Origin of the sequence: Parageobacillus caldoxylosilyticus, assembly GCF_019272935.1 — a bacterium.
Classification (GTDB): Bacteria; Bacillota; Bacilli; order Bacillales; family Anoxybacillaceae; genus Saccharococcus; species Saccharococcus caldoxylosilyticus.
Genome location: NZ_CP040553.1, coordinates 2,388,881 through 2,413,854 on the forward strand (window position 1 = coordinate 2,388,881; position 24,974 = coordinate 2,413,854).

Annotated in this window: 32 protein-coding genes, 1 riboswitch and 1 other annotated feature (1 of these 34 cut by a window edge); of the genes, 18 read left to right on the top strand and 14 right to left on the bottom strand. The window is 43.9% G+C overall.

The genetic code is table 11. The features are described from left to right. The first annotated feature begins 1 nt into the window (after window position 1). Entirely contained in the window at window positions 2–820 is an 819-nt protein-coding gene (gene menB / locus BV455_RS12170) for a 1,4-dihydroxy-2-naphthoyl-CoA synthase (RefSeq protein ID WP_017434871.1), read from the top strand. A gap of 83 nt (window positions 821–903) precedes the next feature. Beyond that, window positions 904–2,379, top strand: coding sequence for an o-succinylbenzoate--CoA ligase (locus BV455_RS12175; protein WP_061578772.1), 1,476 nt, complete (start codon window positions 904–906; stop codon window positions 2,377–2,379). Window positions 2,380–2,397: 18 nt separating this feature from the next. On the opposite strand, the gene BV455_RS12180 is transcribed toward BV455_RS12175, so the two are convergent. From BV455_RS12180 to yidD, 5 genes are all read right to left on the bottom strand, one after another. Further along, window positions 2,398–2,601 (bottom strand): hypothetical protein, encoded by a 204-nt coding sequence (locus BV455_RS12180; RefSeq protein WP_042407771.1) that lies wholly within the window; start codon window positions 2,599–2,601, stop codon window positions 2,398–2,400. 89 nt (window positions 2,602–2,690) lie between these two features. Continuing rightward, window positions 2,691–2,852 (bottom strand): DUF1540 domain-containing protein, encoded by a 162-nt coding sequence (locus BV455_RS12185; RefSeq protein WP_070104515.1) that lies wholly within the window; start codon window positions 2,850–2,852, stop codon window positions 2,691–2,693. Window positions 2,853–3,010: 158 nt separating this feature from the next. Further along, complete coding sequence (locus BV455_RS12190; RefSeq protein WP_017434875.1) at window positions 3,011–3,943, bottom strand: metal ABC transporter substrate-binding protein; 933 nt, start codon at window positions 3,941–3,943, stop codon at window positions 3,011–3,013. Between the two features lie 97 nt (window positions 3,944–4,040). Then, window positions 4,041–5,225 (bottom strand): GTP-binding protein, encoded by a 1,185-nt coding sequence (locus BV455_RS12195; RefSeq protein ID WP_061578770.1) that lies wholly within the window; start codon window positions 5,223–5,225, stop codon window positions 4,041–4,043. A 337-nt stretch (window positions 5,226–5,562) separates the two neighbouring features. Next, on the bottom strand, window positions 5,563–5,802 hold the full coding sequence (gene yidD / locus BV455_RS12200; RefSeq protein WP_017434877.1) for a membrane protein insertion efficiency factor YidD: 240 nt from the start codon (window positions 5,800–5,802) through the stop codon (window positions 5,563–5,565). 160 nt (window positions 5,803–5,962) lie between these two features. On the opposite strand from yidD, the gene BV455_RS12205 reads away from it, so the two are divergent. Beyond that, window positions 5,963–6,436, top strand: a complete 474-nt coding sequence (locus tag BV455_RS12205; protein WP_017434878.1) for an S-ribosylhomocysteine lyase — start codon at window positions 5,963–5,965, stop codon at window positions 6,434–6,436. 32 nt (window positions 6,437–6,468) lie between these two features. Here BV455_RS12205 and ytzI read toward each other — a convergent pair whose 3' ends face one another. Then, a complete protein-coding gene (gene ytzI, locus BV455_RS12210; protein ID WP_081160488.1) occupies window positions 6,469–6,606 on the bottom strand; it encodes a YtzI protein in 138 nt (45 codons plus the stop codon). A gap of 209 nt (window positions 6,607–6,815) precedes the next feature. Between ytzI and BV455_RS12215 the strand changes: the two genes are divergently transcribed. The 4 genes from BV455_RS12215 (at window position 6,816) to ytkD (ending at window position 8,754) form a co-directional block, all read left to right on the top strand. Further along, entirely contained in the window at window positions 6,816–7,256 is a 441-nt protein-coding gene (locus tag BV455_RS12215; RefSeq protein ID WP_017434879.1) for a Dps family protein, read from the top strand. 123 nt (window positions 7,257–7,379) lie between these two features. Then, window positions 7,380–7,775: a phage holin family protein gene (locus BV455_RS12220; protein WP_175244610.1), complete on the top strand. Its 396-nt coding sequence runs from the start codon at window positions 7,380–7,382 to the stop codon at window positions 7,773–7,775. Between the two features lie 73 nt (window positions 7,776–7,848). Then, window positions 7,849–8,184, top strand: a complete 336-nt coding sequence (locus tag BV455_RS12225; RefSeq protein WP_042407760.1) for a hypothetical protein — start codon at window positions 7,849–7,851, stop codon at window positions 8,182–8,184. A gap of 90 nt (window positions 8,185–8,274) precedes the next feature. Next, on the top strand, window positions 8,275–8,754 hold the full coding sequence (gene ytkD / locus BV455_RS12230; RefSeq protein ID WP_042407808.1) for an RNA deprotection pyrophosphohydrolase: 480 nt from the start codon (window positions 8,275–8,277) through the stop codon (window positions 8,752–8,754). Here ytkD and BV455_RS12235 read toward each other — a convergent pair. Genes BV455_RS12235 through BV455_RS12245 form a run of 3 tightly spaced genes read right to left on the bottom strand, consistent with a single transcriptional unit; the run spans window position 8,751 to window position 11,333 of the window. Next, window positions 8,751–9,566, bottom strand: a complete 816-nt coding sequence (locus BV455_RS12235) for an ABC transporter permease (protein WP_375781793.1) — start codon at window positions 9,564–9,566, stop codon at window positions 8,751–8,753. The genes ytkD and BV455_RS12235 overlap by 4 nt on opposite strands. Further along, complete coding sequence (locus BV455_RS12240; RefSeq protein ID WP_042407757.1) at window positions 9,544–10,317, bottom strand: ABC transporter ATP-binding protein; 774 nt, start codon at window positions 10,315–10,317, stop codon at window positions 9,544–9,546. Before BV455_RS12240 ends, BV455_RS12235 begins: the two co-directional genes overlap by 23 nt. A gap of 17 nt (window positions 10,318–10,334) precedes the next feature. Continuing rightward, complete coding sequence (locus BV455_RS12245) at window positions 10,335–11,333, bottom strand: ABC transporter substrate-binding protein (RefSeq protein ID WP_017434885.1); 999 nt, start codon at window positions 11,331–11,333, stop codon at window positions 10,335–10,337. 93 nt (window positions 11,334–11,426) lie between these two features. On the opposite strand from BV455_RS12245, the gene BV455_RS12250 reads away from it, so the two are divergent. Together BV455_RS12250 and BV455_RS12255 are read left to right on the top strand one after the other, a co-directional pair. Further along, window positions 11,427–12,215: an alpha/beta hydrolase family protein gene (locus BV455_RS12250; protein ID WP_017434886.1), complete on the top strand. Its 789-nt coding sequence runs from the start codon at window positions 11,427–11,429 to the stop codon at window positions 12,213–12,215. 29 nt (window positions 12,216–12,244) lie between these two features. Next, window positions 12,245–12,487, top strand: coding sequence for a DUF2584 domain-containing protein (locus BV455_RS12255; RefSeq protein ID WP_017434887.1), 243 nt, complete (start codon window positions 12,245–12,247; stop codon window positions 12,485–12,487). Window positions 12,488–12,517: 30 nt separating this feature from the next. On the opposite strand, the gene pckA is transcribed toward BV455_RS12255, so the two are convergent. Continuing rightward, window positions 12,518–14,104, bottom strand: coding sequence for a phosphoenolpyruvate carboxykinase (ATP) (pckA, locus tag BV455_RS12260; protein ID WP_017434888.1), 1,587 nt, complete (start codon window positions 14,102–14,104; stop codon window positions 12,518–12,520). 184 nt (window positions 14,105–14,288) lie between these two features. Beyond that, window positions 14,289–14,403, top strand: a riboswitch (SAM riboswitch). A 160-nt stretch (window positions 14,404–14,563) separates the two neighbouring features. On the opposite strand from pckA, the gene metK reads away from it, so the two are divergent. Continuing rightward, window positions 14,564–15,778: a methionine adenosyltransferase gene (gene metK, locus BV455_RS12265; protein ID WP_017434890.1), complete on the top strand. Its 1,215-nt coding sequence runs from the start codon at window positions 14,564–14,566 to the stop codon at window positions 15,776–15,778. A 200-nt stretch (window positions 15,779–15,978) separates the two neighbouring features. After that, window positions 15,979–17,889, top strand: coding sequence for an asparagine synthase (glutamine-hydrolyzing) (asnB, locus tag BV455_RS12270; RefSeq protein WP_042407803.1), 1,911 nt, complete (start codon window positions 15,979–15,981; stop codon window positions 17,887–17,889). Here asnB and BV455_RS12275 read toward each other — a convergent pair. Further along, window positions 17,886–18,728, bottom strand: a complete 843-nt coding sequence (locus BV455_RS12275) for a C39 family peptidase (protein WP_061578769.1) — start codon at window positions 18,726–18,728, stop codon at window positions 17,886–17,888. The two genes, asnB and BV455_RS12275, sit on opposite strands and share 4 nt — an antisense overlap. A 45-nt stretch (window positions 18,729–18,773) precedes the next feature. After that, complete coding sequence (locus BV455_RS12280) at window positions 18,774–19,295, bottom strand: gamma carbonic anhydrase (RefSeq protein WP_017434893.1); 522 nt, start codon at window positions 19,293–19,295, stop codon at window positions 18,774–18,776. 82 nt (window positions 19,296–19,377) lie between these two features. On the opposite strand from BV455_RS12280, the gene BV455_RS12285 reads away from it, so the two are divergent. Together BV455_RS12285 and BV455_RS12290 are read left to right on the top strand one after the other, a co-directional pair. Next, window positions 19,378–20,169 carry an alpha/beta hydrolase gene (locus tag BV455_RS12285; protein ID WP_017434894.1) on the top strand — a complete coding sequence of 264 codons (792 nt, stop codon included), beginning with the start codon at window positions 19,378–19,380 and terminating at the stop codon, window positions 20,167–20,169. A 32-nt stretch (window positions 20,170–20,201) separates the two neighbouring features. Then, the gene (locus tag BV455_RS12290) at window positions 20,202–21,302 is read left to right on the top strand and encodes a tetraprenyl-beta-curcumene synthase family protein (RefSeq protein WP_042407751.1); all 1,101 of its coding nucleotides are present in this window, start codon (window positions 20,202–20,204) and stop codon (window positions 21,300–21,302) included. A 15-nt stretch (window positions 21,303–21,317) separates the two neighbouring features. On the opposite strand, the gene BV455_RS12295 is transcribed toward BV455_RS12290, so the two are convergent. Both BV455_RS12295 and BV455_RS12300 read right to left on the bottom strand, forming a co-directional pair. Then, complete coding sequence (locus BV455_RS12295; RefSeq protein ID WP_017434896.1) at window positions 21,318–21,890, bottom strand: tRNA 5-(aminomethyl)-2-thiouridylate-methyltransferase MnmM; 573 nt, start codon at window positions 21,888–21,890, stop codon at window positions 21,318–21,320. Further along, the gene (locus BV455_RS12300) at window positions 21,887–22,858 is read right to left on the bottom strand and encodes a tRNA modification radical SAM protein MnmL/YtqA (RefSeq protein ID WP_017434897.1); all 972 of its coding nucleotides are present in this window, start codon (window positions 22,856–22,858) and stop codon (window positions 21,887–21,889) included. Before BV455_RS12300 ends, BV455_RS12295 begins: the two co-directional genes overlap by 4 nt. A 158-nt stretch (window positions 22,859–23,016) precedes the next feature. Between BV455_RS12300 and BV455_RS12305 the strand changes: the two genes are divergently transcribed. The 5 genes from BV455_RS12305 (at window position 23,017) to BV455_RS12320 (ending at window position 24,839) form a co-directional block, all read left to right on the top strand. Beyond that, complete coding sequence (locus tag BV455_RS12305; protein ID WP_042407747.1) at window positions 23,017–23,280, top strand: YtzC family protein; 264 nt, start codon at window positions 23,017–23,019, stop codon at window positions 23,278–23,280. A gap of 14 nt (window positions 23,281–23,294) precedes the next feature. After that, window positions 23,295–23,462, top strand: a complete 168-nt coding sequence (locus BV455_RS12310) for a hypothetical protein (RefSeq protein WP_042407744.1) — start codon at window positions 23,295–23,297, stop codon at window positions 23,460–23,462. A 99-nt stretch (window positions 23,463–23,561) separates the two neighbouring features. Then, complete coding sequence (locus tag BV455_RS12315) at window positions 23,562–23,999, top strand: MFS transporter (RefSeq protein WP_409993880.1); 438 nt, start codon at window positions 23,562–23,564, stop codon at window positions 23,997–23,999. Continuing rightward, window positions 23,984–24,139, top strand: coding sequence for a hypothetical protein (locus BV455_RS20965; RefSeq protein ID WP_409993881.1), 156 nt, complete (start codon window positions 23,984–23,986; stop codon window positions 24,137–24,139). Before BV455_RS12315 ends, BV455_RS20965 begins: the two co-directional genes overlap by 16 nt. Window positions 24,140–24,254: 115 nt before the next feature. Beyond that, entirely contained in the window at window positions 24,255–24,839 is a 585-nt protein-coding gene (locus BV455_RS12320; protein WP_017434900.1) for a DUF2087 domain-containing protein, read from the top strand. 98 nt (window positions 24,840–24,937) lie between these two features. Then, window positions 24,938–24,974 (top strand) — a binding site (T-box leader) (it continues 189 nt past the right edge of the window).

Here is a 24,974-nt window from a genome sequence, read left to right on the forward strand (position 1 = left end):
AATGGCTATTGAATGGGTGAAGGAACGCGAGTACGAGGATATTATATATGAAACGTATAACGGCATTGCCAAAATCACCATTAATCGCCCGGAAGTACATAACGCGTTCCGTCCAAAAACGGTTGCTGAAATGATCGACGCCTTTTCGTATGCACGTGATGACTCCAAAATCGGTGTCATTATTTTAACGGGAGCAGGCGGAAAAGCGTTTTGTTCTGGCGGGGACCAAAAGGTTCGCGGTCACGGCGGCTATGTCGGCGAGGATCAAATTCCACGCTTAAATGTGTTGGATTTGCAACGGTTGATTCGCGTGATCCCAAAACCAGTCATCGCGATGGTGGCGGGATATGCAATCGGCGGCGGTCATGTATTGCATGTCGTATGTGATTTAACGATTGCGGCAGACAACGCAATTTTTGGACAAACTGGTCCAAAAGTAGGAAGCTTTGACGGCGGATATGGCGCTGGCTATTTAGCGCGGATTGTCGGCCATAAAAAAGCTCGTGAAATTTGGTATTTATGCCGCCAATATACGGCGCAGGAAGCGCTGGAAATGGGGCTCGTCAATAAAGTAGTACCGCTCGAGCAATTGGAAGAAGAAACCGTCAAGTGGGCGCAGGAAATTTTAGAAAAAAGCCCGACGGCGATCCGCTTCTTAAAAGCAGCGTTTAACGCCGATTCCGATGGGTTAGCCGGCATTCAGCAGCTGGCCGGTGACGCGACATTATTGTTCTATACGACCGATGAAGCGAAAGAAGGACGAGATGCGTTTAAAGAAAAACGCAAACCAAACTTTCAACAATTTCCGCGTTTTCCGTGAGAAAAGCGGAAACATATCATTGCTAATGCAGCTTGATGTATTCCATCAAGCTGTTTCTTTATGGAAAAAAGGAGAGTGTCATCATGCAAACAGTCATACCAAACTGGTTGATACAACGCGCTTTTTTAACGCCACAACGCCCTGCTGTCGATGATGGATGGCAGAAAAAGACGTTTGGCGAACTTCACGAGTCTGTAGTAAAACGGGCGCGGCAATTAGCAGGCATAGGGGTGCGCCAAGGGGATATCATCGCGGTGCTGATGAGAAACAGCATCGCGATGGTGGAAACGATTCATGCGCTTCATTATATCGGAGCCATCGCGCTATTGCAAAATATACGTTTAACATCCCATGAGCTTGTGTGGCAATTAAACGATAGCGGTGCCGTATGCGTGATTGCCGATGAGAAGCTGGCAGATCTTGTTAAGTCAGACATTCGCGTGGTGACAATAAACGAATTGGCGGCATTGCCGGAGACAGACGTGGAGTTTCAATCGCATTATCATTTCGATGATGTCGCCACCATTATGTATACGTCAGGAACGACGGGAAAGCCAAAAGGAGTATTGCAAACGTACGGCAATCATTGGTGGAGCGCCATCGGCTCGGCCTTAAATTTAGGGTTGCATGAAAATGATTGCTGGCTAGCCGCTGTTCCGCTGTTTCATATCAGCGGTTTGTCGATTATGATGAGAAGCGTCATATACGGGATGGGCATGTATGTGATGCCTTCCTTTGATGCGCAAAAAGCAAATGATTTAATCATGGATGGGAAAGTAACGATCATGTCCGTCGTCACAGCGATGCTGCAAAAAATGCTTGCCGATCTTGGCAAAAGACGGTATCCAGAAACGTTTCGCTGCATGCTGCTTGGCGGTGGGCCTGCCCCAAAGCCGCTGCTAGAGGCATGCAAAGAAAAGGGGATTCCTGTTTATCAGACATATGGCATGACGGAAACAGCATCACAAATTGTCACATTGGCGCCGGAATATAGTTTAACGAAGCTCGGTTCCGCAGGAAAACCTCTTTTTCCTGCGCAGCTTCGTATTGAAAAAGATGGGCAACCGGCCCGTCCGTATGAAGCGGGGGAAATTGTCGTAAAAGGACCAAATGTGACGAAAGGATATTTGCATCGGGAAGAGGCGACAAAAGAAGCGATTCGGGACGGCTGGTTTTACACCGGAGATATCGGGTATGTTGATGAAGACGGGTTTCTATACGTATTAGACCGCCGTTCTGATTTGATTATTTCCGGTGGGGAGAATGTGTATCCGGCGGAAGTCGAAGCGGTGCTTCTTTCCCATGAGGCGGTGGAAGAAGCAGGAGTAACCGGAATCGACGATGAAACATGGGGACAAGTGCCATGTGCGTTTGTCAAACAAAAAAGCGGCTATTCTGTCACTGCTGAACAGCTAAAACAGTTTTGCCAGGAACGTTTAGCCAAGTATAAAGTTCCAAAGCAAATTTATTTTGTCGACCAGCTTCCACGCAACGCGTCGCAAAAATTGTTGCGCCGTCAGTTAAAATCGCTTATACCTAACGATGACAACGGGGCTTGATTAGAACAAGCCCCGTTGTTAAAATCTGTCTTCGTCCATTAAACCTAATTCGATTGCTCGGTGGGCAATCAATTTTTCCACTTCCGGCGGTAGATCTTCCAAGGATCCGAATTCATATTGCCATAAATTTGTAAATGAGTCGACACAGATCGGAAATGTCATTGGATTCGTCCGTTTTACTTCTTCTTTGAATGCTTTAATTAAGCTGTCTCTTTTTGCCATAATACGTCGCCTCTCTTTTTAAATAAACTATGTAAGCGCTGTCTTTTAGCGCTAAAAAGCCAAAAAGACAGCGCATCCAATCAAAATGGTTATGCGTTGTTCGCAGGGACAAATGTTTTGCAATCCGTTTCCGTCGAATCGGCCGCCATTTTCCCCGCATGGCTTACGACATAAATCGATTCCGCACTGCACCGGTTTCCTTCGGCCCAATAATGGCAGTTTCTTACTTCACAAAGAACATCTTTTGCCATCTCTATTCCTCCCCGTTAGTAAGAAAATAAACTACGTTTTTAGTTTGGGTGTTTGCAAAAAATTTATGAAGGAAATAATCAACAGTTTTATTGAAATATTTCATTTATACGGACAAAAAAGAAGCGTCCTGCCTCATTCAGAAAGGCAGGATAACTCCTTATCGCAACGCTTTTTTTAGTACAGAAATATTTTCCTTCATTAAGTCAAAATAATCTTTATTTCCTTTTATGTCCTCATCTGTGCGTGACTCTAAATTATTGAAACGCAATGCATCCGCACCGATTTCCTTTTTGACGATTTCTGCTATTTTGGATGTGACGTTTTGCTCAAAAATGACATATTTGATGTGATGTTGTTTGGCTGTTTTAATCAATTCAGCTAGTTCTTTTTGAGATGGTTCGTTTGTCGGTGAAAGCCCGGAAACGCTCAATTGTTTAATGCCATAGCGGTCTTCCCAATATCCGTAAGCTGCGTGTGCTACAAGAATTTCTTTTTTTGGCGATTCTTTTATGACCGTTTGGAATTGCTGATCAAGATTTTCCAGTTTGGATTTCAATATTTCAAAGTTTTTCATAAATGTTTCTTTCTTTTCTGGTTTTAGTTCAATGAGCAAATCACGGATATTTTCCGCTATAGTGATGGAACGAATCGGATCAAGCCAGACGTGTGGGTCTTTATCGCCGTGATGCGCATGTTCATCTTCGTGCTCTTCATGAGTAGAATCTAGCAAGTCGATCCCTTTAGTAGCAGCGAGAAAATGAACCTGTTCATTCTTTAATGTTTCTTTTACTTTATCGGCGAAGCTTTCCATCCCTTGTCCAATATAAATAAATGCGTCGGCATCAGCTAATTGCTTCATCGTTTTGGTTGTGGGTTCGAAGGTATGTGCTTCGACACCTGGAGGATAAATACTTTGTACATGTACATATTTTCCGCCAATTTTTTCTGTAAAGTCTTGAAGCGGATAAACGGTCGTATAAATCGTTAAAACGTCTTTTTTGCCTTGCTGCTCCTTTGTTTCTCCGCTGCAGCCATATAAAAGGCCAGATATAACGAGCAGTAGCGATAAAAGTAGTGATTTTATTTTCATAACAATTCCCTTCCTCATTAGAATGATGTAGGCGGCGCAATAAGGCCATTTGCTATTATATCGTAATCATTACGATTTGAGAACTAAAATAATAAATTTATTGGGCAACAGTAAATTCAGGAAGAGGATCCAAAAATGTTGCCCAATCTTGTTTCATTTCTTCATCTGTCAGCAAACACTCATCTAAAGACGTTTCAATTTCCTGGCGATTCATGTCAATGCCGATAAAGACGAGTTCCGTCATGCGATCTCCATATGTCTCATCCCACTTAGCGAGCAACTCAGGGTCCTCTTTCAGAATTTGTTGACGTTCAGTTTCCGGATAAACAGCGACCCATTCACCAGCTCCTTGAATCATAATGGATGTTCCTGCCTGTGATAAAAGACCGCACATGTCATTTCTTGAAGCAAGCCAGAAAAAGCCTTTTGCGCGAACAACTTCAACCGGCCAATTCTCAAGCCAATTCATGAAACGTTCTGGATGAAACGGACGTCTTCTGCGATAAACAAACGAAGAGATGCCATACTCTTCTGTTTCTGGAGTATGTTCTTCATTCAATTCTTTAATCCATCCTGCAGCTTGACTAGCTTTTTCAAAGTCGAATAAATGGGTATTTAAAATTTCGTCCAGTGGCACTTGACCGAATGTCGTTTGTATAATTTTCGCTTCCGGGTTTAACTTTTTTAACACACCTTCAAGTTCTTTCGCATCTTCAGGACTAATAAGGTCAACTTTATTTAGTATAATAACGTTGGCAAATTCGATTTGATCAATCAGCAAGTCCGCCACTTCACGTGTATCCGTTTCATCAACAGCTTGTTTGCGGTCAAGCAAGCTTTCACCTGATACAAAATCAGCCCAAAAGCGATTCGCGTCGAGAACTGTAACCATTGTATCCAAGCGACATTTTTTTGTTAGGTCAATTCCTAGCTCTTCGTCAATGTACGTAAATGTTTGCGCTACTGGAATTGGCTCACTAATTCCTGAGGATTCGATGACAATATAATCAATGTTTCCAGCGTCTACTAGTTTTTCCACCTCTTTGATTAAATCTTCACGTAATGTACAACAGATGCAGCCGTTTTGAATTTGCACCAGCTTTTCTTCGGTGCGAGAAAAACCGCCTTGTCGAATCAGTTCAGCATCAATATTTATTTCGCTCATATCATTCACAATAACTGCGATTTTCTTTCCTTCTCTATTTTGCAAGATATGATTGAGCAGCGTCGTTTTCCCTGAACCAAGATAACCGCTTAATACAGTAACAGGTATTCTTTTCATTGTTATTTTCTCCTCTCCGATAAATAATCGTAATCATTACGATTTTATATGGTTAATCATACAAGAAAATGGGCCAAACAGCAACAGTGATGCTGACCTTATAGGTGATAATACTTCTATTTTATAACATATATGTAATAAAATAGGGGAGTGGGCGTTCATGAACGGCCCAAACTCTGTTATGTGCATTCAAAATAATTCTATTTTGACGGAATTAAACGAAAAACAGATCAGGCATAATAGCGTTATGAGATGTTTTTCCCGTTCTCGTAGACGGTGAAAGGGAGCGCTATGAAAGGCAAAGATTTTATTGCTATGCCATATCATCCATTACCGCTTACGATTTCTTGCTATTTTGCTGTTTTTCCGGAACAGGATCAAATCCGCCCGGGTGGAATGGATGGCACTTTAAAATTCGTTTGATCGTCAGCCAGCCGCCTTTAATGGCGCCAAACCGTTTCACCGCCTCTAGGCCGTATTGCGAGCAGGTCGGATAAAATCGGCATGTCGGCGGTTTTAGCGGAGAAATAAAAATTTGATAAAAACGGATGAACAAAATCAATAATTTTTTTGCCATTTGCCACACACCTAACGAATAAATGATTCTATTCATAATGTATCATAAATATGAAACAAATACCGTATAATAGTATCCTGTGACAATCTATACAAAAAGGATGAAAAAAATCGGATTTCGGTGTATGATGAAAAGAGAAAACAGAGTAGGAGTGATATACATGCCTTCGGTGGAAAGTTTTGAGTTGGATCACTGCGCAGTAAAAGCGCCATATGTGAGACATTGCGGTGTCCATAAAGTTGGAAGCGATGGTGTCGTCAATAAATTCGATATTCGCTTTTGCCAGCCAAATAAACAAGCGATGCAGCCAGCTGCGATTCATACTCTTGAGCATTTGCTCGCTTATACGATGCGTAAACATGCAGAAAAGTACGATCATTTTGATATCATCGATATTTCGCCGATGGGCTGCCAAACAGGATTTTATCTTGTTGTGAGCGGATCACCGACAGTGGATGAAATCATTGATTTGCTTGAGGAAACGATGAAAGATGCGCTAAACGCAACGGAAGTCCCAGCGGCGACAGAGCGGCAATGCGGGCAAGCGAAGCTGCACGACCTGGAAGGGGCAAAGCGGCTCATGCGCTTCTGGTTGGAGCAAGATAAGGAAGAGTTAAAGAAAGTATTTGGATAATTGGTAAGGCTATCATCAACATGATGATAGCCTTACTTATTTTGCGAATGATCCTCTTCAGGTGGCGGGTCGATCGTATGCTTGTATTCGTCTGCTTTTGATGTCGTAATCACCGCCAAAGCAAGAATGAGTGCGACAATGATCAATGAAACCGCTAAAGTGAGATACATCGCGGATTCACCATTTTTCTTTTCATTGTAACATATTGCCATCGCATTGGTGTGATGACGCTTTGCACGATGAATGAACAAATGGTACAAATTTGAAAATTATTGGTAAGAAATATACATTAGGCAATTAGGAAATAATATAGTTCGATTATGAATATATCTCGAGGTTATCCAAATTGGGTACATCCATATTAGAGGAGGAATGGGATATGTCAAAACAATTAACGGATATTGTAAATAAGCAAATTGCCAACTGGAGCGTTCTTTACATTAAATTGCATAATTATCATTGGTATGTGAAGGGTTCGCAATTTTTTACACTCCATGAAAAATTTGAACAGCTATATGATGAAGCGGCACATCATATTGATGATCTCGCCGAACACCTTCTTGCTCTTGGCGAAGCGCCGGTGGCGACGATGAAGGAATGCCTGGAACAAGCTTCTGTCAAAGAGGCGACTGGGCAAGAATCGGCGGAACAAATGGTGGCGACTATTGTGAGTGATTTTGAAACAATGATCGGCGAATTAAAAGAAGGAATGCAGGTTGCTGATGAAGTAGGTGATAAGGCGACAGAAGATATGCTGCTTGGCATTTATAAAAGTTTGGAAAAACATGTATGGATGCTAAAATCATTTCTTGGACGTTAAAAAATGGATACTGACCGATCACTCCTTCGTGGATGAAGGATTGGTTTTTTAGAGAGTTGTCTATACTCCTTCCCTCTTTTCTGCATACGATAGTAGTGCTCACTTGTTTAAGGGGGGAGGAGCATGCACAAATATACGTCAATGCTGGGATTTTCGCTGGCAGGCTCCGTTGTTTCGTTTTTCATCGGAGGAGTGGATTCATTAGTTGTTATTTTGCTTTGTTTTGTCGCTGTCGATTATGTCACAGGAATGATTGCAAGTGCGATGGAGGGGAAGCTATCCAGTCAAGTCGGTTTCCGTGGCATTGTTCGCAAGCTGCTTATTTTTGTTTTAGTTGCTGTTTCGCATTTATTAGATACCGCCATTGGCTGGGGCAGCCATTTTATTCGCGATATCATCATTTTTTTCTATATTGCGAATGAATTTATTTCTATTGTGGAAAATGCCGGGCGTGCGGGTGTTCCGATTCCTACGGTTTTGCGAAAGGCGATTGAATTGTTCAAAGATGAAGTAAAATGATTTTTTGAGCATAATTTTTTTTGCCTTCACCCACACTAAACAATAAAGGAAAGATCATAAGGAGATGACAACTGTGGCGGAGCAGCAAAAAAAGACGTATTATGTGTCCATGGAAACGGGAGAAATCTCGCAAGTAAAAACCGCTTCTCCATGGGATTTTCAAATTGAAGCGACAGATGATGAAATTATTCAATTGCGGGAGTATTTTGACCAAAACTATTCTACAGACTGGCAAGCGTTTTTTCGCACCCACGTTCCGTATGTGCAATACCATTACGACCGTGAGAATGATGCCTACGACAGAACATTAATGAAAATCTATCAGCTGATTTACAAGCTTGGAAATGAAGAAGCAAAAGCGCATATTCGTTCGCTTGGCATTATTCCGGAAGAGGAGCTCGATTCATAAAAAGTCGCCATTCATATTGGCGGCTTTTTTGATGAATATTTTGTCGTATAATGAAAAGAGAGACAAACAGGAACGGGGTTGTTGGAAATCATGTATACGTTTTTCGACTATTATGGCAATCGAGTGAGGCTGTCGTTTACGGATCATCCGTTTTCTGCGCATCCGGGCCACGTATGGATTATTTGCCGCTACCATGGACAATGGCTTTTAACGGATCATCCAAGACGCGGATTAGAATTTCCAGGCGGGAAAGTAGAAAAGGGAGAAACACCGGAGCAAGCGGCGATTCGGGAAGTGAAGGAAGAAACAGGAGGGCTGATTCGTTCGCTTACTTATATCGGCCAATATCAAGTCGAACCGGATATGGTAAAAAACATCTATTTTGCGGAAATCGCCGCGATGGTGAAGCAGCCGTCCTATTTAGAAACAAACGGTCCGGTACTGCTTCCGACACTGCCGGAAAACATCCGTACAGATAAACGGTTTAGTTTTATTATGAAAGATGAGGTGCTTCCGCGGGCATTAGAAGAAATAAAGAGACGTTCTTTATCTTGCCATGAACGTCTCTAGCGATGTTTTATCAATTTCTTTTCGATGAAGGTGACGACCTGATACATCACGGTTGACAGCAGGGCAATGACAAGCAGGCTCATTAACACTAATGTAAAGTTAAACACTTGGAATCCGTAAATAATCAAATAGCCGAGCCCTTGTTTAGAAACGAGAAATTCGCCGGTAATGACGCCGACCCAGGACAAGCCGACATTGACTTTTAGCGTCGAAATAATCGTCGGGAACGAGGATGGCAGCACCGCTTCCTTGAAGCATTGGCAGCGGGTGGCGCCGAATGTTTGCAATACTTTCAAATAGTTCGCATCCACTTCCTGGAAGGAAGAATAAACAACAATCGTGGTGATGATGACAGAGATAATCACCCCCATCGCAATGATAGAAGTGAATCCCGGACCGAGTGCGACGATAAGAATAGGACCAAGCGCCACTTTTGGCATGGCGTTAAAGACGACTAAATATGGATCGAGCGTTTTCGATAGGCGCGGGAACCACCAGAGCAACGCTCCTAACAATGCTCCGGCTACCGTGCCGATAATAAATCCCAATATGGTTTCGAACAGTGTAACGAACGTATGGGTCAAAAGCGAGTGATCGCCGAGCTTTTCTACAAATAGGTTCCAAATTGCCGATGGGGAGCTAAACAAGAGCGGATCGACCCAATGAAAGCGGCTGGCTGCCTCCCATAAGATGAAAAAGGCGATAAAGATCACGATCTGAAACAGGCGAATAACTCGTTTTTCTTTTTTCAGTGAAGCGATGTATTGCTGATGGAGAGACCGGATACGTTCACTGGTTTGTTTCAAGTTCATCCAGCTCCTTCCAAATGGATTGGAATAGCGCGGAAAAGGAAGGGTGCTGACGGGCGGCAAATGGCGATAAGCGCCGCAATTCATCAGGAACCATAAAAGTATGCATAATGCGTCCCGGCTTTGCCGAGAATAGAAAAATACGGTCGCTCATCGCAATCGCTTCCCCGATGTCATGAGTGACAAGCACCGCTGTCTTTCCGTATTCTTTTAATGTTTTCCATACTAACTCTTCCAGTTTTAATTTTGTTTGCTGGTCAAGGGCGGAAAATGGCTCATCTAACAGGAGCATTTTTGGGTCTGTCGCCAACGTGCGCACAAGTGCGGCCCGCTGGCGCATGCCGCCGGACAGTTGGCTTGGATAATGCGATTCGACGCCTTTTAGCCCGATGTAGGCAAGCAAGTCAAGGGCTCGTCTTTTTGTTTCTTCCGTTAATCTCCCCATGATTTTTAAACCGAGCAAAATATTTTCTTCGATGGTTTTCCAAGGAAACAAATAATCTTGCTGCAGCATATACCCTGCGGTTGGACGGAAGCGGTCTAATTCTTTCCCTTCAATAAATACCGCTCCTTCCGTCGGTTCAATTAAGGCGGCAATAATGGAAAGCAACGTCGTTTTGCCGCAGCCGCTAGGGCCGAGAAAGGAGACAATTTCTCCTTTCTCTACGGTCAGAGAGATATTTTCAAGGGCCGTCACGGCAGTTTTTTCGGTAAAATAAGTGTGGGAAACGCGGTCGACGACTAAAAAGCTCATCCTTTCACCCGCTTTCGTTATTTAGCCATCGCTTTTTCAGCAAATGAATTATCGACAAGTGTTTTATGATCGATATGTTTCGGCAGTTCGCCTGCTTCGTCCATAATATTTTGCAAGTTATTCCATTCTTTTTCATCGAGAATCGGATTCGTAGCATAGGTGCCTTGACTTTTATAGCGGTCAACGACTTTTTCAATGATGGAAAGATCCGTATCTTTAAAGTAAGGCTGAATCACTTTTGCTACTTCCGCCGCGCTGTGCGACTCTACCCATTGCTGCGCTTTATAGATAGCGCGTGTAAATTTTTCAACCGCATCTTTATTTTTATGGATAAAGCTTTGTTTTGCCATATAAGTGGTATATGGCACATGGCCGGATTCCGTGCCAAATGAGGCGACAATATATCCTTTTCCTTCCCGTTCAAAAATGCTTGCCGTTGGTTCAAAAAGCTGGACGAAATCGCCCGTGCCGCTGGCAAAAGCGTTGGCGATATTAGCAAAATCAACATTTTGAATAAGGTTTAAATCTTTATGTGGATCAATGCCGTGTTTTTTCAGCACAAATTCGCCGACCATTTGCGGCATGCCGCCCTTGCGCTGGCCGAGAAAGGTGCTTCCTTTCAGCTGATCCCAACTGAAGTTGTCAATTTTATGGCGGGAAACGAGGAATGTCCCGTCTGTCTGTGTGAGTTGCGCGAAGTTAATGACTGGATCGTTTGTGCCTTGGCTGTAGACATAAATCGATGTTTCCGATCCGACAAGGGCAATATCGGCTCCGCCGGAAAGAAGGGTAGTCATCGTTTTATCGCCGCCCCACGTGGTGGTGAGTTCTATGTCTAATCCTTCTTCTTTAAAAAATCCTTTTGCCAGGGCGACATATTGCGGGGCATAGAATATGGAGCGAGTCACTTCCGCAAGCCGTATCTTTTTTACTTCCTCCTCTTTTTGTTGTCCGCAAGCGGCTAGAGGAATAATAAGGAGAAAGAGAAAAAGCGACATTATGGCCATTTTTTTCATGCAGGCAGCCTCCTTAACAAGTAACTTACTTCCACCTTATCGTATGCAAGCAAAAAAAATGTGTGAATGCCTAATGGAAAGGAGGAAATGGTGATGGATGGATATATTGTCGAGCAATATCGCTTTCCTTCCCCCAATCCGCATATTGATGTATTTCTTGTCACCTATTTATGCCAAGGATTAAAAATAAAAGGCTTTTTGGCCATACCGAAAGCGTCTGAAGTGTATGACGGTTTTTTATATTTGCGCGGCGGCATTAAAAATGTCGGGAAAGTACGTCTGGCGCGCATTACCCAGTTTGCCGCGTACGGATTTGTCGTGATGGCGCCGTTTTACCGCGGCAACCAAGGTGGGGAAGGAAATGAAGATTTTGCCGGGGAAGACCGCTATGATGCGCTTGCCGCGTTTCGGCTGCTGCAGCAGCATCCAAACGTGAATGAAAAGCGGATTCATGTCTTTGGTTTTTCCCGCGGGGGAGCGATGGCGCTGCATACGGCGATTTTAGAGCCGCGGGTTTGTTCTGTTGCGGTATGGGGCGGAGTATCCGATGTAGCGCTTACCTATTGGGAGCGGGAAGATTTGCGGAGAATGATGAAGCGGGTCATCGGCGGCACACCTGCAAAATATCCAGAGCGATACCGCTGGCGGACGCCATTATACGAAATGGAGAAAATTCATGCTCCTGTCTTAATCATTCATGGGGAAAAAGACCGCAATGTTTCGATTGAGCATGCGTATCGTCTGGAGAAAAGACTGAAAGAATTAAATAAGCAAGTGACAACATGGTATTTTCCACATTTTACGCATTATTTTCCACCAAAAGAAAATCGCGAGACCGTCCGGCGGTTGACAGAATGGATGAAAAGTCAGCCGAATGTATGATACGATAAAAAGAAAAGGGGTGTGTTGCAATGGGCATGCCGCTGGAGCTGCAAACGCTGATTGTCACAAAAGGAAAAGAAAGGCGCGTAAAAGATAATTTGTTTATTTTAGAAAAAGAAGGATATCGCCTTTATCCTCTTGATATTCCGCTAGAGGTTAGAAGAACGCTGCAAAGCGAAGCGAGCGGTCAAGCGGTGGTGAAAAAACTGGAACTTGCCGATAATCGGACGATTGTCACGTATGAGCTTGTCGCCTTGCATTCAACGAATTAAAAAAGGAGGGAATTGCTCCCTCCTTTTCGATTATACAAGCGGACCTCCAAGTGCTTCAATTTCCGGTGCAATATGCTTGAATTTTTGGAAGTTTGCGCGGAATTTTGCGGCCAGCTCTTTTGCTTTTTGTTCATATGCATTTTTATCCGCCCATGTATTTTGCGGCTGCAGCACTTCATCTGGCACTCCTGGAATATGAAGCGGAATGGCCAAGCCGAAAATAGGGTCTTTCACTGTTTCGACATTGTCCAGTTCTCCTTCGACTGCTGCTTGCACCATTGCGCGCGTGTAGGCCAGCTTCATGCGGCTGCCGACTCCGTACTCCCCGCCGGTCCAACCAGTGTTGACGAGGAATACCCGCACGTTATGTTCAACGATTTTTTTGCCGAGCATTTCCGCATAGCGCACGGCCGGGAGCGGCAAAAATGGAGCGCCGAAGCAAGTAGAGAACGTAGCTTGCGGAGAAGTGATTCCCCGTTCGGTGCCGGCGAGCTTGCTCGTATAGCCGCTTAAGAAATGGTACATTGCTTGCTCGCGCGTCAGTTTGCTAATTGGCGGCAATACGCCAAACGCGTCTGCGGTTAAGAAAATAATCGTTGATGGGTGGCCGGCGACGCTTGGATCCACGATATTGGCAATGGCCTGAATCGGATAAGCAGCTCGCGTATTTTCCGTTAATGTCGCATCATCGTAATCTGGCATTCTTGTCTGTTCGTCAACCACCACGTTTTCAAGCACTGCTCCGAACCCAATGGCGTCAAAAATTTGCGGTTCTTTTTCGCGGGATAGGTTGATGCATTTCGCATAGCATCCGCCTTCGATATTAAAGATGCCGCGGTTTGACCAGCCGTGTTCGTCATCACCGATTAAGCGGCGGTTTGGATCAGCGGAAAGCGTCGTTTTTCCCGTTCCCGACAGCCCGAAAAATAATGCAACATCTCCTTCTTTGCCGACGTTGGCCGAGCAATGCATAGAAAGAATCCCTTGTTCCGGAAGCAAATAGTTCATCACCGAGAAAATCGATTTTTTCATTTCGCCAGCATATTCTGTGCCGCCAATTAATACGATGCGGCGTTCAAAAGAAATGATAATAAACGCTTCTGATCTTGTTCCGTCCACCGCAGGATCTGCTTTGAAATTTGGAGCAGAGATCACCGTAAATTGCGCTTCGTGTGTTTGTAATTCCTCTGCACTTGGGCGAATAAATAATTGATGGGCAAATAAATTGTGCCAAGCAAATTCGTTGATAACTTGAATCGGCAAACGATATTTAGAATCAGCGCCGGCAAATCCTTTAAAGACAAAAATCTCATCTTGTTTCATTAAATAATCAAGCACTTTATTATATAAGTTTTCAAACACTTCTTCCGAAATTGGCTGATTGACGGTTCCCCAATCGATTTTTTCTTTCGTTGCGGCTTCTTCGACAATGTATTTATCTTTCGGCGAGCGTCCTGTATACTTTCCTGTTGTTACCGCTACCGCCCCAGTAGCTGTTAACTGGCCTTCCTTTCGCTGCAACACTTTTTCCACCAGCTGGGCTACCGATAAATTATGAAATACGTTTGGTTGTTGCAATAATAATGAAAGTTTATTGGTCATTTTTGCGATCCCCATGTTCAAAACCTGCCTTTTTTTATTTAAATAATCTCTGCAAATAGTATAACACATTTTTGTTATTAGTCCATACTATTTATGACGATTTATTTTATTTATTTTTCCTTTTTTTTTCAAAAAAAATTCGTCATATTTTGTTGACTTTTCCCGTTTCATTACGATAAGATAAGTCATTGAACGGATACTCTTATCCCGAGTTGGTGGAGGGACAGGCCCAATGAAGCCCAGCAACCGTCACAACTGGAAACATGTGAAATGGTGCTAACCTGTGGCAAGGCGATGTCCTTGAACGATAAGAGTGAAAGGAGCAATACGATTGCAATGACCTTTCCTCACCGTTACAGGAAAGGTTTTTTTATATGAGAAAATGAAATAAGGGAAATGAGTACCGTATCGCCCGCCGTTTGCGGCATCATCATTTTTTGATGTTTGATTAAGGAAAGAGGAGGAAAATGCCGAATGTCAAAAAAAAGACGTTTATTTACTTCAGAGTCTGTAACAGAAGGTCATCCGGATAAAATTTGCGACCAAATTTCCGATGCGATTTTAGATGCGATTTTAGAAAAAGATCCGAATGCTCGTGTCGCCTGCGAAACGAGCGTGACAACAGGGCTTGTGCTCGTAAGCGGAGAAATTACGACATCGACATATGTGGATATTCCAAGAATTGTTCGCGATACGGTTCGCGAAATCGGCTATACGCGCGCCAAATTCGGTTTTGACGCGGATACATGCGCCGTGTTGACATCGATTGACGAGCAGTCGCCGGATATCGCGATGGGGGTCGATCGAGCGTTAGAAGCTCGTGAAGGTCAGATGACTGACGAGGAAATCGAAGCGATCGGTGCCGGAGACCAAGGGCTGATGTTTGGATTTGCCTGCAATGAAACGAAAGAATTAATGCCGCTTCCGATTTCTTTGGCGCATCGTTTAGCCCGTCGTTTGGCTGAAGTACGGAAAAAGGATATTTTGCCATATTTACGTCCAGATGGCAAAACACAAGTAACGGTAGAATATGACGAAAACGGCAAACCAGTACGCGTGGATACGATTGTCGTATCCGCACAGCATCATCCGGAAATTACGCAAGAGCAAATTGAACGCGATATTAAAGAACATGTCATTAAGCCGGTTGTGCCAAACGAGCTCATCGATGAAAACACAAAATACTTTATTAACCCGACAGGACGATTTGTCATCGGCGGACCTCAAGGGGATGCAGGTTTAACAGGACGGAAAATTATTGTAGACACGTACGGCGGCTATGCCCGTCACGGCGGCGGCGCGTTCTCTGGAAAAGATCCGACAAAAGTAGACCGTTCTGCAGCATATGCGGCCCGTTATGTCGCGAAAAATATCGTGGCGGCAGGACTTGCCGATAAGTGCGAAGTGCAGCTAGCCTATGCGATCGGGGTAGCAAGACCGGTTTCGATTTCCATTGACACATTTGGCACAGGAAAAGTATCGGAAGACATTTTAATTGAAGTCGTGCGCAACAACTTTGATCTGCGCCCGGCAGGCATTATTAAAATGTTAGATTTGCGCCGTCCGATTTACAAGCAAACGGCTGCTTACGGCCATTTTGGACGCACGGATATCGACCTGCCGTGGGAGCGCACGGATAAAGCAGAAACATTGAAAGAGCAAGCTTTTTCCTTGGCGAAGCAACAATAAATTAATGAATATGGAAAGGAGAGTTACAGCAACTGTAGCTCTCTTTTTTTGTTCAAAAAAGCAGATTAAGTTATTTCAATGGTTTTGCAATCGATATGTTAACGGTTTATTTAAAAAAAGGAAATTTTATAGTTTTATTGCTTCAAATCTATGATATAATCAGCATGCTGAATGAATATAAAGAAATGGGTGAAATACACATGTGCGGGTTTATTGGATGTGTTTATGATCATCCAAAAATGCTAGACGAGCAATGGAAGAAAACGTTTGAAGAAATGAATAATATGATCACGCACCGTGGTCCAGACGACGAGGGGTATTTTTTCGATGACTATGTCCATTTTGGCTTTCGTCGGTTGAGCATCATCGACTTAGAAGGGGGTCATCAACCGTTATCGTACGCAAACGAGCGATATTGGATTATTTTTAATGGAGAAATTTATAACTATATTGAGCTACGCGAAGAGTTGTGTGCGAAGGGATACGAATTTGCCACACATTCTGATACGGAAGTGATTATTGCGCTATATAGTCATGAAAGAGAAAAAGCGGTAGAGAAGCTTCGCGGCATGTTTGCATTTGTCATTTGGGATAAAGAAGAAAAAACGATTTTTGCCGCACGTGATCCATTTGGCATTAAACCATTTTTCTATCTTGAAGAAGAAGGGCGGACGTTTTTTGCATCGGAAAAGAAAAGCATCTTGCATGCGATGGAAAACAATGTTCTCGATTATGACGCGCTTCAGCATTACCTAACATATCAATACGTGCCTGAGCCAATGACAATGTCCGTTGGCATTAATAAATTAGAGCCGGGTCATTACATCAAAAAGAAAGTCGGTGAACCATTAACGGTACACCGTTATTGGAAAGCGCGGTTTCAGCCAGTATGGAAATCGGAAGATGAATTCGTCAAAGAGATTCGCGATGTTTTGTTTGATTCCGTGCGGGTACATATGCGCAGCGATGTGCCGGTTGGCTCTTTTTTATCCGGCGGAATCGATTCTTCGCTCATTGCTTCGATTGCCAAACAATTTCATCCAAACTTTAAAACTTTTTCGGTCGGCTTTGAAAGAGAAGGATTTAGCGAAATTGAGGTAGCGAAAGAAACGGCTGAGAAATTAGGGGTGGAAAACATCAGCTACGTTATTTCGCCAGAAGAATACATGGAAGAGCTGCCGAAAATCATTTGGCATCTGGATGATCCGCTTGCCGATCCAGCGGCTGTTCCGCTTTATTTCGTCGCCCGCGAAGCAAGAAAGCATGTAACGGTTGTTCTTTCTGGAGAAGGAGCGGATGAGCTGTTTGGAGGGTATAACATTTATCGTGAACCACAGTCATTAAAAATGTTTGAGTGGATGCCTGGCGCGGCAAAATCGGCATTGCGCATCATCGCCCGCATTCTTCCAGAAGGGGTAAAAGGGAAAAGCTTTATCGAGCGCGGGTTAACGCCGATGGAAGAACGCTATATAGGAAACGCAAAAATGTATAGCGAAGAAGAAAAAGAGAACTTGCTAAAAGCATACAAGCGCGGACTGGAATATACAATCATTACCCGTCCATTTTATGAGGAAACCACTCATTATCCTCCTGTCAACCGTATGCAATATATTGATATTCATACATGGTTGCGCGGGGATATTTTGCTAAAGGCCGATAAAATGACAATGGCACATTCGTTGGAATTGCGCGTTCCGTTTTTAGATAAAGCCGTCTTTGAAGTGGCAGCAAAAATTCCACCGGAAATGAAAACGGCTAATAATACAACGAAATACATTTTACGCAAAGCGGCAGAAGGCATTGTTCCCGATCATGTTCTTCACCGCAAGAAGCTTGGTTTTCCAGTACCAATTCGCCATTGGCTGAAAAATGAAATGTACGATTGGGCGAAAACCGTTATCAAAGAAAGTGAAACGGATCACTTGTTCCATAAAGATGTGCTATATCGCCTGTTAGAGGAGCACTGCGCCAATAAAGCGGATCATAGCCGGAAAATCTGGACTGTGCTAGTCTTTATGATTTGGCACCAAGTATATATCGAAAAAAAATATGATTTTTCCAACCTATATAAAAAAGCATATAAAGAAGACAAGCACCTCCTATTAAGCTAATCAGGTTGATAGGTGATGGCTTGTCTTCCCATTTGCACCCAAGCAGCCAAAAAATCGGTCTTGGGTGCTTTTTTATTTTTTTCGCCTGTAAGTGGATCGTTGAAATAAATAAAATCTTGGTCATATCCTGTAATTACAACGGAGTGCTCGTAATACGTAATTTTAATTGGTCCGCTCGGCGTTTCCCATTCGCGAAAAGCGGATTCCGGCAGTTTTTTATACGTGCTGTTGGTAATGATCCAAATCGGTACTCCTTTCGAAAGATATTGCTGCAACACGGAAAAGTCGCTTCCTGTTAAGTCAATGATTCTATCGGGTAGATACGTTTCAGCAAGTTGCTTAATTGGCTTATGATACACACCTAAGCCTGGTGTGGTGAGTGAGTACATATCGCCAACAAAGCCATTGTTTGGATTGCCAAAATACACTTTGCCATTTTTTCGCTGAAACGGAGTGGGGTCTTTTCTTATTTGTTTAGCAAGCGTCAGTTTATCGGCTTGTACACCGGCGTCCTCAAGAAGCATTGCCAAGCTCGTTACTTCGCAACCGCGCGGCAATTCGGGAAGTTGGCGAATGACTGGCACATCAAGCAGCACAGAAGGTTTGATTTTCTTTTCAGCAGAAGGAGAAATAACATTCTCTATCAGTGCTTCTTCCCTTGCTAAATAAGATTGTTTTAAATGTGCGATCGCTGCTCTCATTTCTTGATTGAGCAACAGTGCTGCGAGAAGACAAAACATAAAAAGAGAAACAAGTGCCGATTTCGATAATGCTTTTGTTCGGAAAAATATAATAAACAATGCGATAGCAATGATGAAAAGAAGTAAGACGGTAGACATAACGTTACTCCTTCATTAATCGGAATTACAATGAATAAGGAACGATTATCCTTGTTTTAGCTGCAAAGCCTTATAGTATTGTCCCTTTTCTACATACTCGCGGCGGATTCGCTGCATTTCACGGACATCTTCATCGGTCAGTTCGCGAATGACTTTAGCGGGGCGGCCAAATGCAAGGGTATGTGGCGGGATCTTTTTTCCTGGCGGAACAAGGCTGCCGGCGCCGATAAACGCCCCTTCGCCAATTTCCGCCCCATCAAGGATAATCGAGCCCATGCCGATTAGCGCGTTTTTACGGACGATGGCGCTATGTAAAATGACTTGATGTCCGACGGTGACATCATCTTCAATGATAAGCGGATTATTTGGACTTTGATGCAAAATTGAGTTATCTTGAATATTGACGCGATTGCCGATGATCGTAGGGGCGACATCGCCGCGAATGACGGTATTGAACCAAATGCTTGTTTCTTCCCCGATCACAACGTCGCCGGTGATGGTGACATAATCGGCAATAAAGGCAGATTCGGCGATTTTTGGAATTTTTCCTTTATACGGGTAAATCATACGCTTCTTTCCTTTCCTAAAATGGTTCGGTATTATTATTGTACAAGTATTGGCACGATTCGTAAATGGAGGAGATTTGGCCATGTGGAAATGGGAGGCAAATGATGGAAAAGGAACGGTGGTCATTGTCCACGGAGCGGTTGAACATCACGGACGGTATCAATGGCTGATCGAGCAGTTGGTCCAAAGCGGCTATCATGTCGTCGCCGGAGACTTGCCGGGCCAGGGAAGGACAACGCGGCGAAAACGTGGACATATTCAATCGTTTGACGAATATATTAATGAAGTGGCAGAGTGGGTTGAAGAAGCACAACAATTTCATGTGCCAATATTTTTGCTTGGACACAGCATGGGAGGGCTTGTAGTAATCCGCACCTTGCAGGAAAAACGTCTTCCGATCCGTGGAGTTATTTTATCTTCTCCTTGTTTGGGGCTTGTGTCGCATCCGTCCAAGGGGATTGATCTGCTCTCTAGAGTATTGAATCATATCGCTCCTTCCCTTTTATTTGACTCAGGTTTGTCTGTTGAACTAGTAACAAGAAATAAAGAAGTGCACAAGACCGCTCAACAGGATGAGCTGTATGTGACGAAAGTATCTGTCCGCTGGTATCGCGAACTGGTGAAAGCGATGGAATTGGCGTTTCACCATATTGCGAAATTTCCTGATATTCCGTTGCTGCTTATGCAGGGCGGTGACGATAAAATTGTCGATAAAAAGGCAGTAAAAGAATGGTTTGATCGTTTATCCATTTCGGAAAAAATGTATAAAGAATGGAGTCAATTATACCATGAAATTTTTAATGAACCGGAGCGGGAAGATGTTTTTTTCTACGCCAAATCATTTTTAGATACACAATGCCAGCTATATCGTTAAATCATGTCATTCCTGCATCTGAGGTGAGCCTGTTGAAAATACCGACGCATCCGATCACATTAATGAAAAAAGTATATTGTGACGTTTTTCCCGTTGTACACCGCGAATTGGCTTATTGGAAACAAAAAGCGGAGCGTATTCCCGACCCGGAGCTGCGTAGACAAGCATTGGCCAGCATTGCAACAAAAACGTTTCATTGCGAGGGCGGTGCCATTTTATCGCTGCTTGCCGGAGAGGACATGGAAGAGTGCATTCGCTTTATTGTCGCGTATCAAACGATCAGCGATTACTTGGATAATTTATGTGACCGAAGCACGTCGCTAGATCCGCTTGATTTCCGCGCCCTTCATGAATCGATGCCGGCTGCCCTATCGCTTGATGCCGACGTGGCGAATTATTACCGCCACCGCCAAGAACAAGATGATGGCGGCTATTTGCACGACCTTGTCCGCACGTGCCAAAACGTTTTGAAAAAAGCAGTCCATTACGATAAAATTGTGCCATTTTTGCACGAACTGGCGGGATATTATTGCGATTTGCAGGTGCATAAACATGTGCACGTCGAGGAGCGCGTGCCGCGCCTGGAAAAATGGTTTAAACAATATAAAGATCAGCTTCCGCCGATGGAATGGTATGAGTTTTCCGCCTGCTCCGGCTCTACGTTAGGTATTTTTTGTTTAGTTGCTTACGCCTTCAGCGAAACATTTCAAGCGGAAATGGCCAAACAAATACGCGATGGTTATTTTCCGTATATACAAGGGCTGCATATTTTGCTTGATTATTTGATTGACCAGGAAGAAGACCGGTTAGGCGGAGATTTGAATTTCTGTTTTTATTATCCAAGCCAGTCTGTTTTATTGGAACGGTTATGCCATTTTATTAAAGAAGCCGACCGCCATGTGAATGCATTGCCGCACGGAGAGTTCCACCGCCTTATTCACCGCGGCCTTCTCGGTCTATATTTATCGGATGAAAAAGTGAAAAAACAGCGGGAGCTTCGCCGTCTTGCAAGGAAGCTTGTCCGTGCAGGCGGGGCCGTTTCTTGGTTTTTTTACTGGAACGGAAGAGCGTATCGCTTATGGCAAAACAAGCTTTCATCGTCTTTGAAGCAAAAGAGGCTGTCTCTTTCCTAAAGGGGGACAGCCTCTTTACCGTTTTTCGATGGCAAGAATAAACGGGGGATTGTTTTTTTGATTGATGAATTCATATTTTAATACGTGAGCATGCTGTTGATCCATTGCCTTGACGTAATGCAGAAGCGCATCCCGTTCGATGGCGCCTTCCGGATGACCGTGGTAAACGACGAGGACGATGATTCCTTCTTTTTTCATGATCTGCAGCAATTGTTCGATGGCGCGGATCGTTGACTCCGGTTTTGTCACAATCCGTTTGTCACCGCCGGGAAGGTAGCCGAGGTTAAATATCGCGCCGGCGATGTGCCCGTGATAGACATCAGGGATTTTTTCGATCAATTGATCGTGGCTTGCCTGAAACAACGTTACCCTCTCGAGCAAATGATGCTCCTGAAGACGAGCGGATGTCGATGCAATCGCTTCCTGTTGAATGTCAAAACCGAATACGTGGCCTTTCTCCCCTACGCGCTCTGCCAAATAAAGTGTGTCATGTCCGTTTCCGACCGTGGCATCGACGGCGATGTCTCCTTCTTTTACCGCCATGTCCATTAATACCCGTGTAAATGGAAGAATTTTCACCAATTTCATCGCCCGACCACTTCTTTTTCTTCTTTTTTGTAATACTTCCCTTGATAGCTGTTGCGGCGCTCGAGTTCGGCGTCAATGGCGTTTAATACTTCCCATTTATTGACGCTCCACATCGGACCGATCATGAGATCGATCGGGCCATCGCCCGTGATGCGGTGCACGATCATTTCCGGCGGCAATACTTCCAATTGGTCGCAGACAAGGTTTACATATTCTTCAAAGGATAGAAATTGCACCAATCCTTTTTCATATTGCTTTACCATCGGCGTTCCTTTTAATAAATGAAGCAAATGGATTTTGATTCCTTGTATATCCATGCTGGCTACCGTTTTTGCCGTTTCCATCATCATCTCGTAATCTTCAAGCGGCAGTCCGTTAATAATATGCACACAGACGCGGATTCCGTGCTTGCGCAGTTTTTCAACACCGTCGACAAAGCATTGAAAATCGTGAGCGCGGTTAATCAGCAGGGCAGTCCGTTCATGAACAGTCTGCAAACCGAGCTCGACCCATAAATACGTACGCTCGTTCAGCTCCGCCAAATATTCCACAACATCGTCAGGAAGGCAGTCCGGGCGCGTGGCAATGGACAATCCGACTACCCCGTCTAAGTTTAAGACGGTTTCATATTTTTCCCGCAATACTTCTACCGGTGCGTGCGTGTTTGTGAATGCCTGAAAATAGGCCAAATATTTCCCTTCTTTCCATTTTTGGTGCATTTTTTTCTTAATTGTATGAAACTGTGTCACCAAATCATCAGCGCGATTGCCGGCAAAATCACCCGATCCAGCCGCACTGCAAAACGTGCAGCCGCCATACGCCACCGTTCCGTCACGGTTCGGGCAGTCAAAGCCGCCGTCAAGCGCGACTTTAAACACTTTATGCCCGAACGTTTGTCGCAGATGATAATTCCACGTATGGTAACGCTTATGGTCGTTTGTATATGGAAATGGGTTGAACTGTGCCAACACAGTTCCCTCCTTGTTTGTAAAATCGTATCATTTCAGCATTGTATCACGATTGGCGGAAAAAATCGACTATTACCAATCATTAACGTGATAGGCGGAAAATAAAATGCACAGACTAAACAATGAGGCAAACGATCATACGGTTGGAGGGAAAAGAAATGGCAACGCGGCAATCGGTTGAAGAATTTTTGCAGCATTGCGAAGATGTCATTCGTTATGCGAAAGAGCAATACACGGAAGCACAAAAGCAAGAGCATTATAACATAACGGAATATACAGAGGCGCAGCAAATGCTGGAGAGCACCGTCAACGATTTGGCTCATTTAGCGCGCAGCTGCAACGCCCAACAGCGCGAACAATTGCATCGGATGCGCCTGCAGCTTGAGCAGCTGCAAAATCAAATGATTTTACTTGATCGTTAAGGGGAGGGTATGTCGTGAAAAAACGGTCGAAACAAAACAACCCGGAACAAAAAACGAGAAACGGAATAAATAATAACGATCTCGAATTCGGCCAAGATTTTGATCCGGTAAAGCAGGCGAAAAAAGCATATGAACAAACAGGCGGACAGCCGCAAAAATCAAAGCAGCATGTCGAAGAGTAAAAAGCTTGTCGAATCTTCGGCAAGCTCATTTTTATTGCCTTTTTTCGTAGAATCCATACAATTGTTTTGGCACTCGAAATATTGAAGGAGGATGTACGTATGCATATGCCCCGTGTGCTTTGGGTATTAATGGTAGGCATGGCCATGAATGTGACAGGGGCTTCTTTTTTGTGGCCGCTGAATACGATTTACGTTCATGAACAGCTTGGCAAATCACTCTCTGTCGCTGGAATGGTGCTCATGCTCAACTCCGGGGCAAGTGTAGCTGGGAACTTAGTCGGAGGGTTATTGTTTGATAAAATTGGCGGTTTTAAATCGATGATGATCGGAATTGTCGCGACGATGGCTGTGCTCGTTGGCCTTGTTTTCTTTCATGGCTGGCCGCATTACGTCATCTTTTTAACGATCATCGGGATGGGAAGCGGGATTGTATTCCCAGTAGCGGCTGCGTATGCGGGAGCGATTTGGCCGGAGGGGGATTTGTCAACAGCACGGCCACGGCAGGCAGAACGATCGGACCTGTGCTCGGCGGCTTGATCGCTGATTACGCTGGCATGAAACCGCTGTTCGCCGTGCTTGTTTTCTTTTCTGTGCTTTCGCTTGTCACGACGTTCTTCTATGATCGGAACTTGCCAAAGAAGCAAAACAAGGAGAAACAGACGGTTATAGTGGAGTAGACATGTTTTCTACTCCATTTTTTTATTTTATGTATGAAAAATATGGGAGATTGACAACAAACATCTAATTTGATATAAATCTAATTAGATAACCATCAAATATAGAGGTGTAGTCATGCAGCTTCATCGTTTAGTGACATTTTTTAAGACGATTGGTGACCCAACGCGTCTTCGCATTATAAAAATGCTTTCGCAAGGACCGCTGCACGGTCAAGCAATCGCTGGGAAACTCGGATTGACTCCGGCAACGATTACCCACCATCTAAAAAAACTTCGCGACATGAACGTTGTTTGTGAACGGCGCGATGGAAACATCATTTATTTTTATTTACAGCCGTCTGTCGTAAAGCATTACGCGTATGCATTGCTTGATTTGGCTGAACAAAATGAGGTGAAAAAAGAGATGAAAGAGAAAGCAGCTGAGCGTCAAAAAGTCATCGAAAACTTTTTTACAAGCGATGGCCGTTTAAAAAATATTCCAGCGCAAAGAAAGAAAAAATTGATTGTGCTTGAGCATATGCTGAAAGGGCTTCAGCCGGGAAAACAGTATACAGAAAAAGAAATCAATGAGCATATTAAAAAGTTCCATGAGGATTACGCAACCATTCGCCGCGAATGGATCATGAATAACTATATGTATCGCGAAAACGGCATCTATGAGCTGAATCCGCGGGAAATGTGGCATAAAATAGATGGATGACACCGTTACGTGAGGATATGAACGGCATATAAGCTCCATTTTCCCCACTTGCAATAAACCGACAAATTTTTTAAAATATTATACACGAACAATATTGGTAAATAACGGTGAAGAGGAGTAGTAGTGAACCAAACG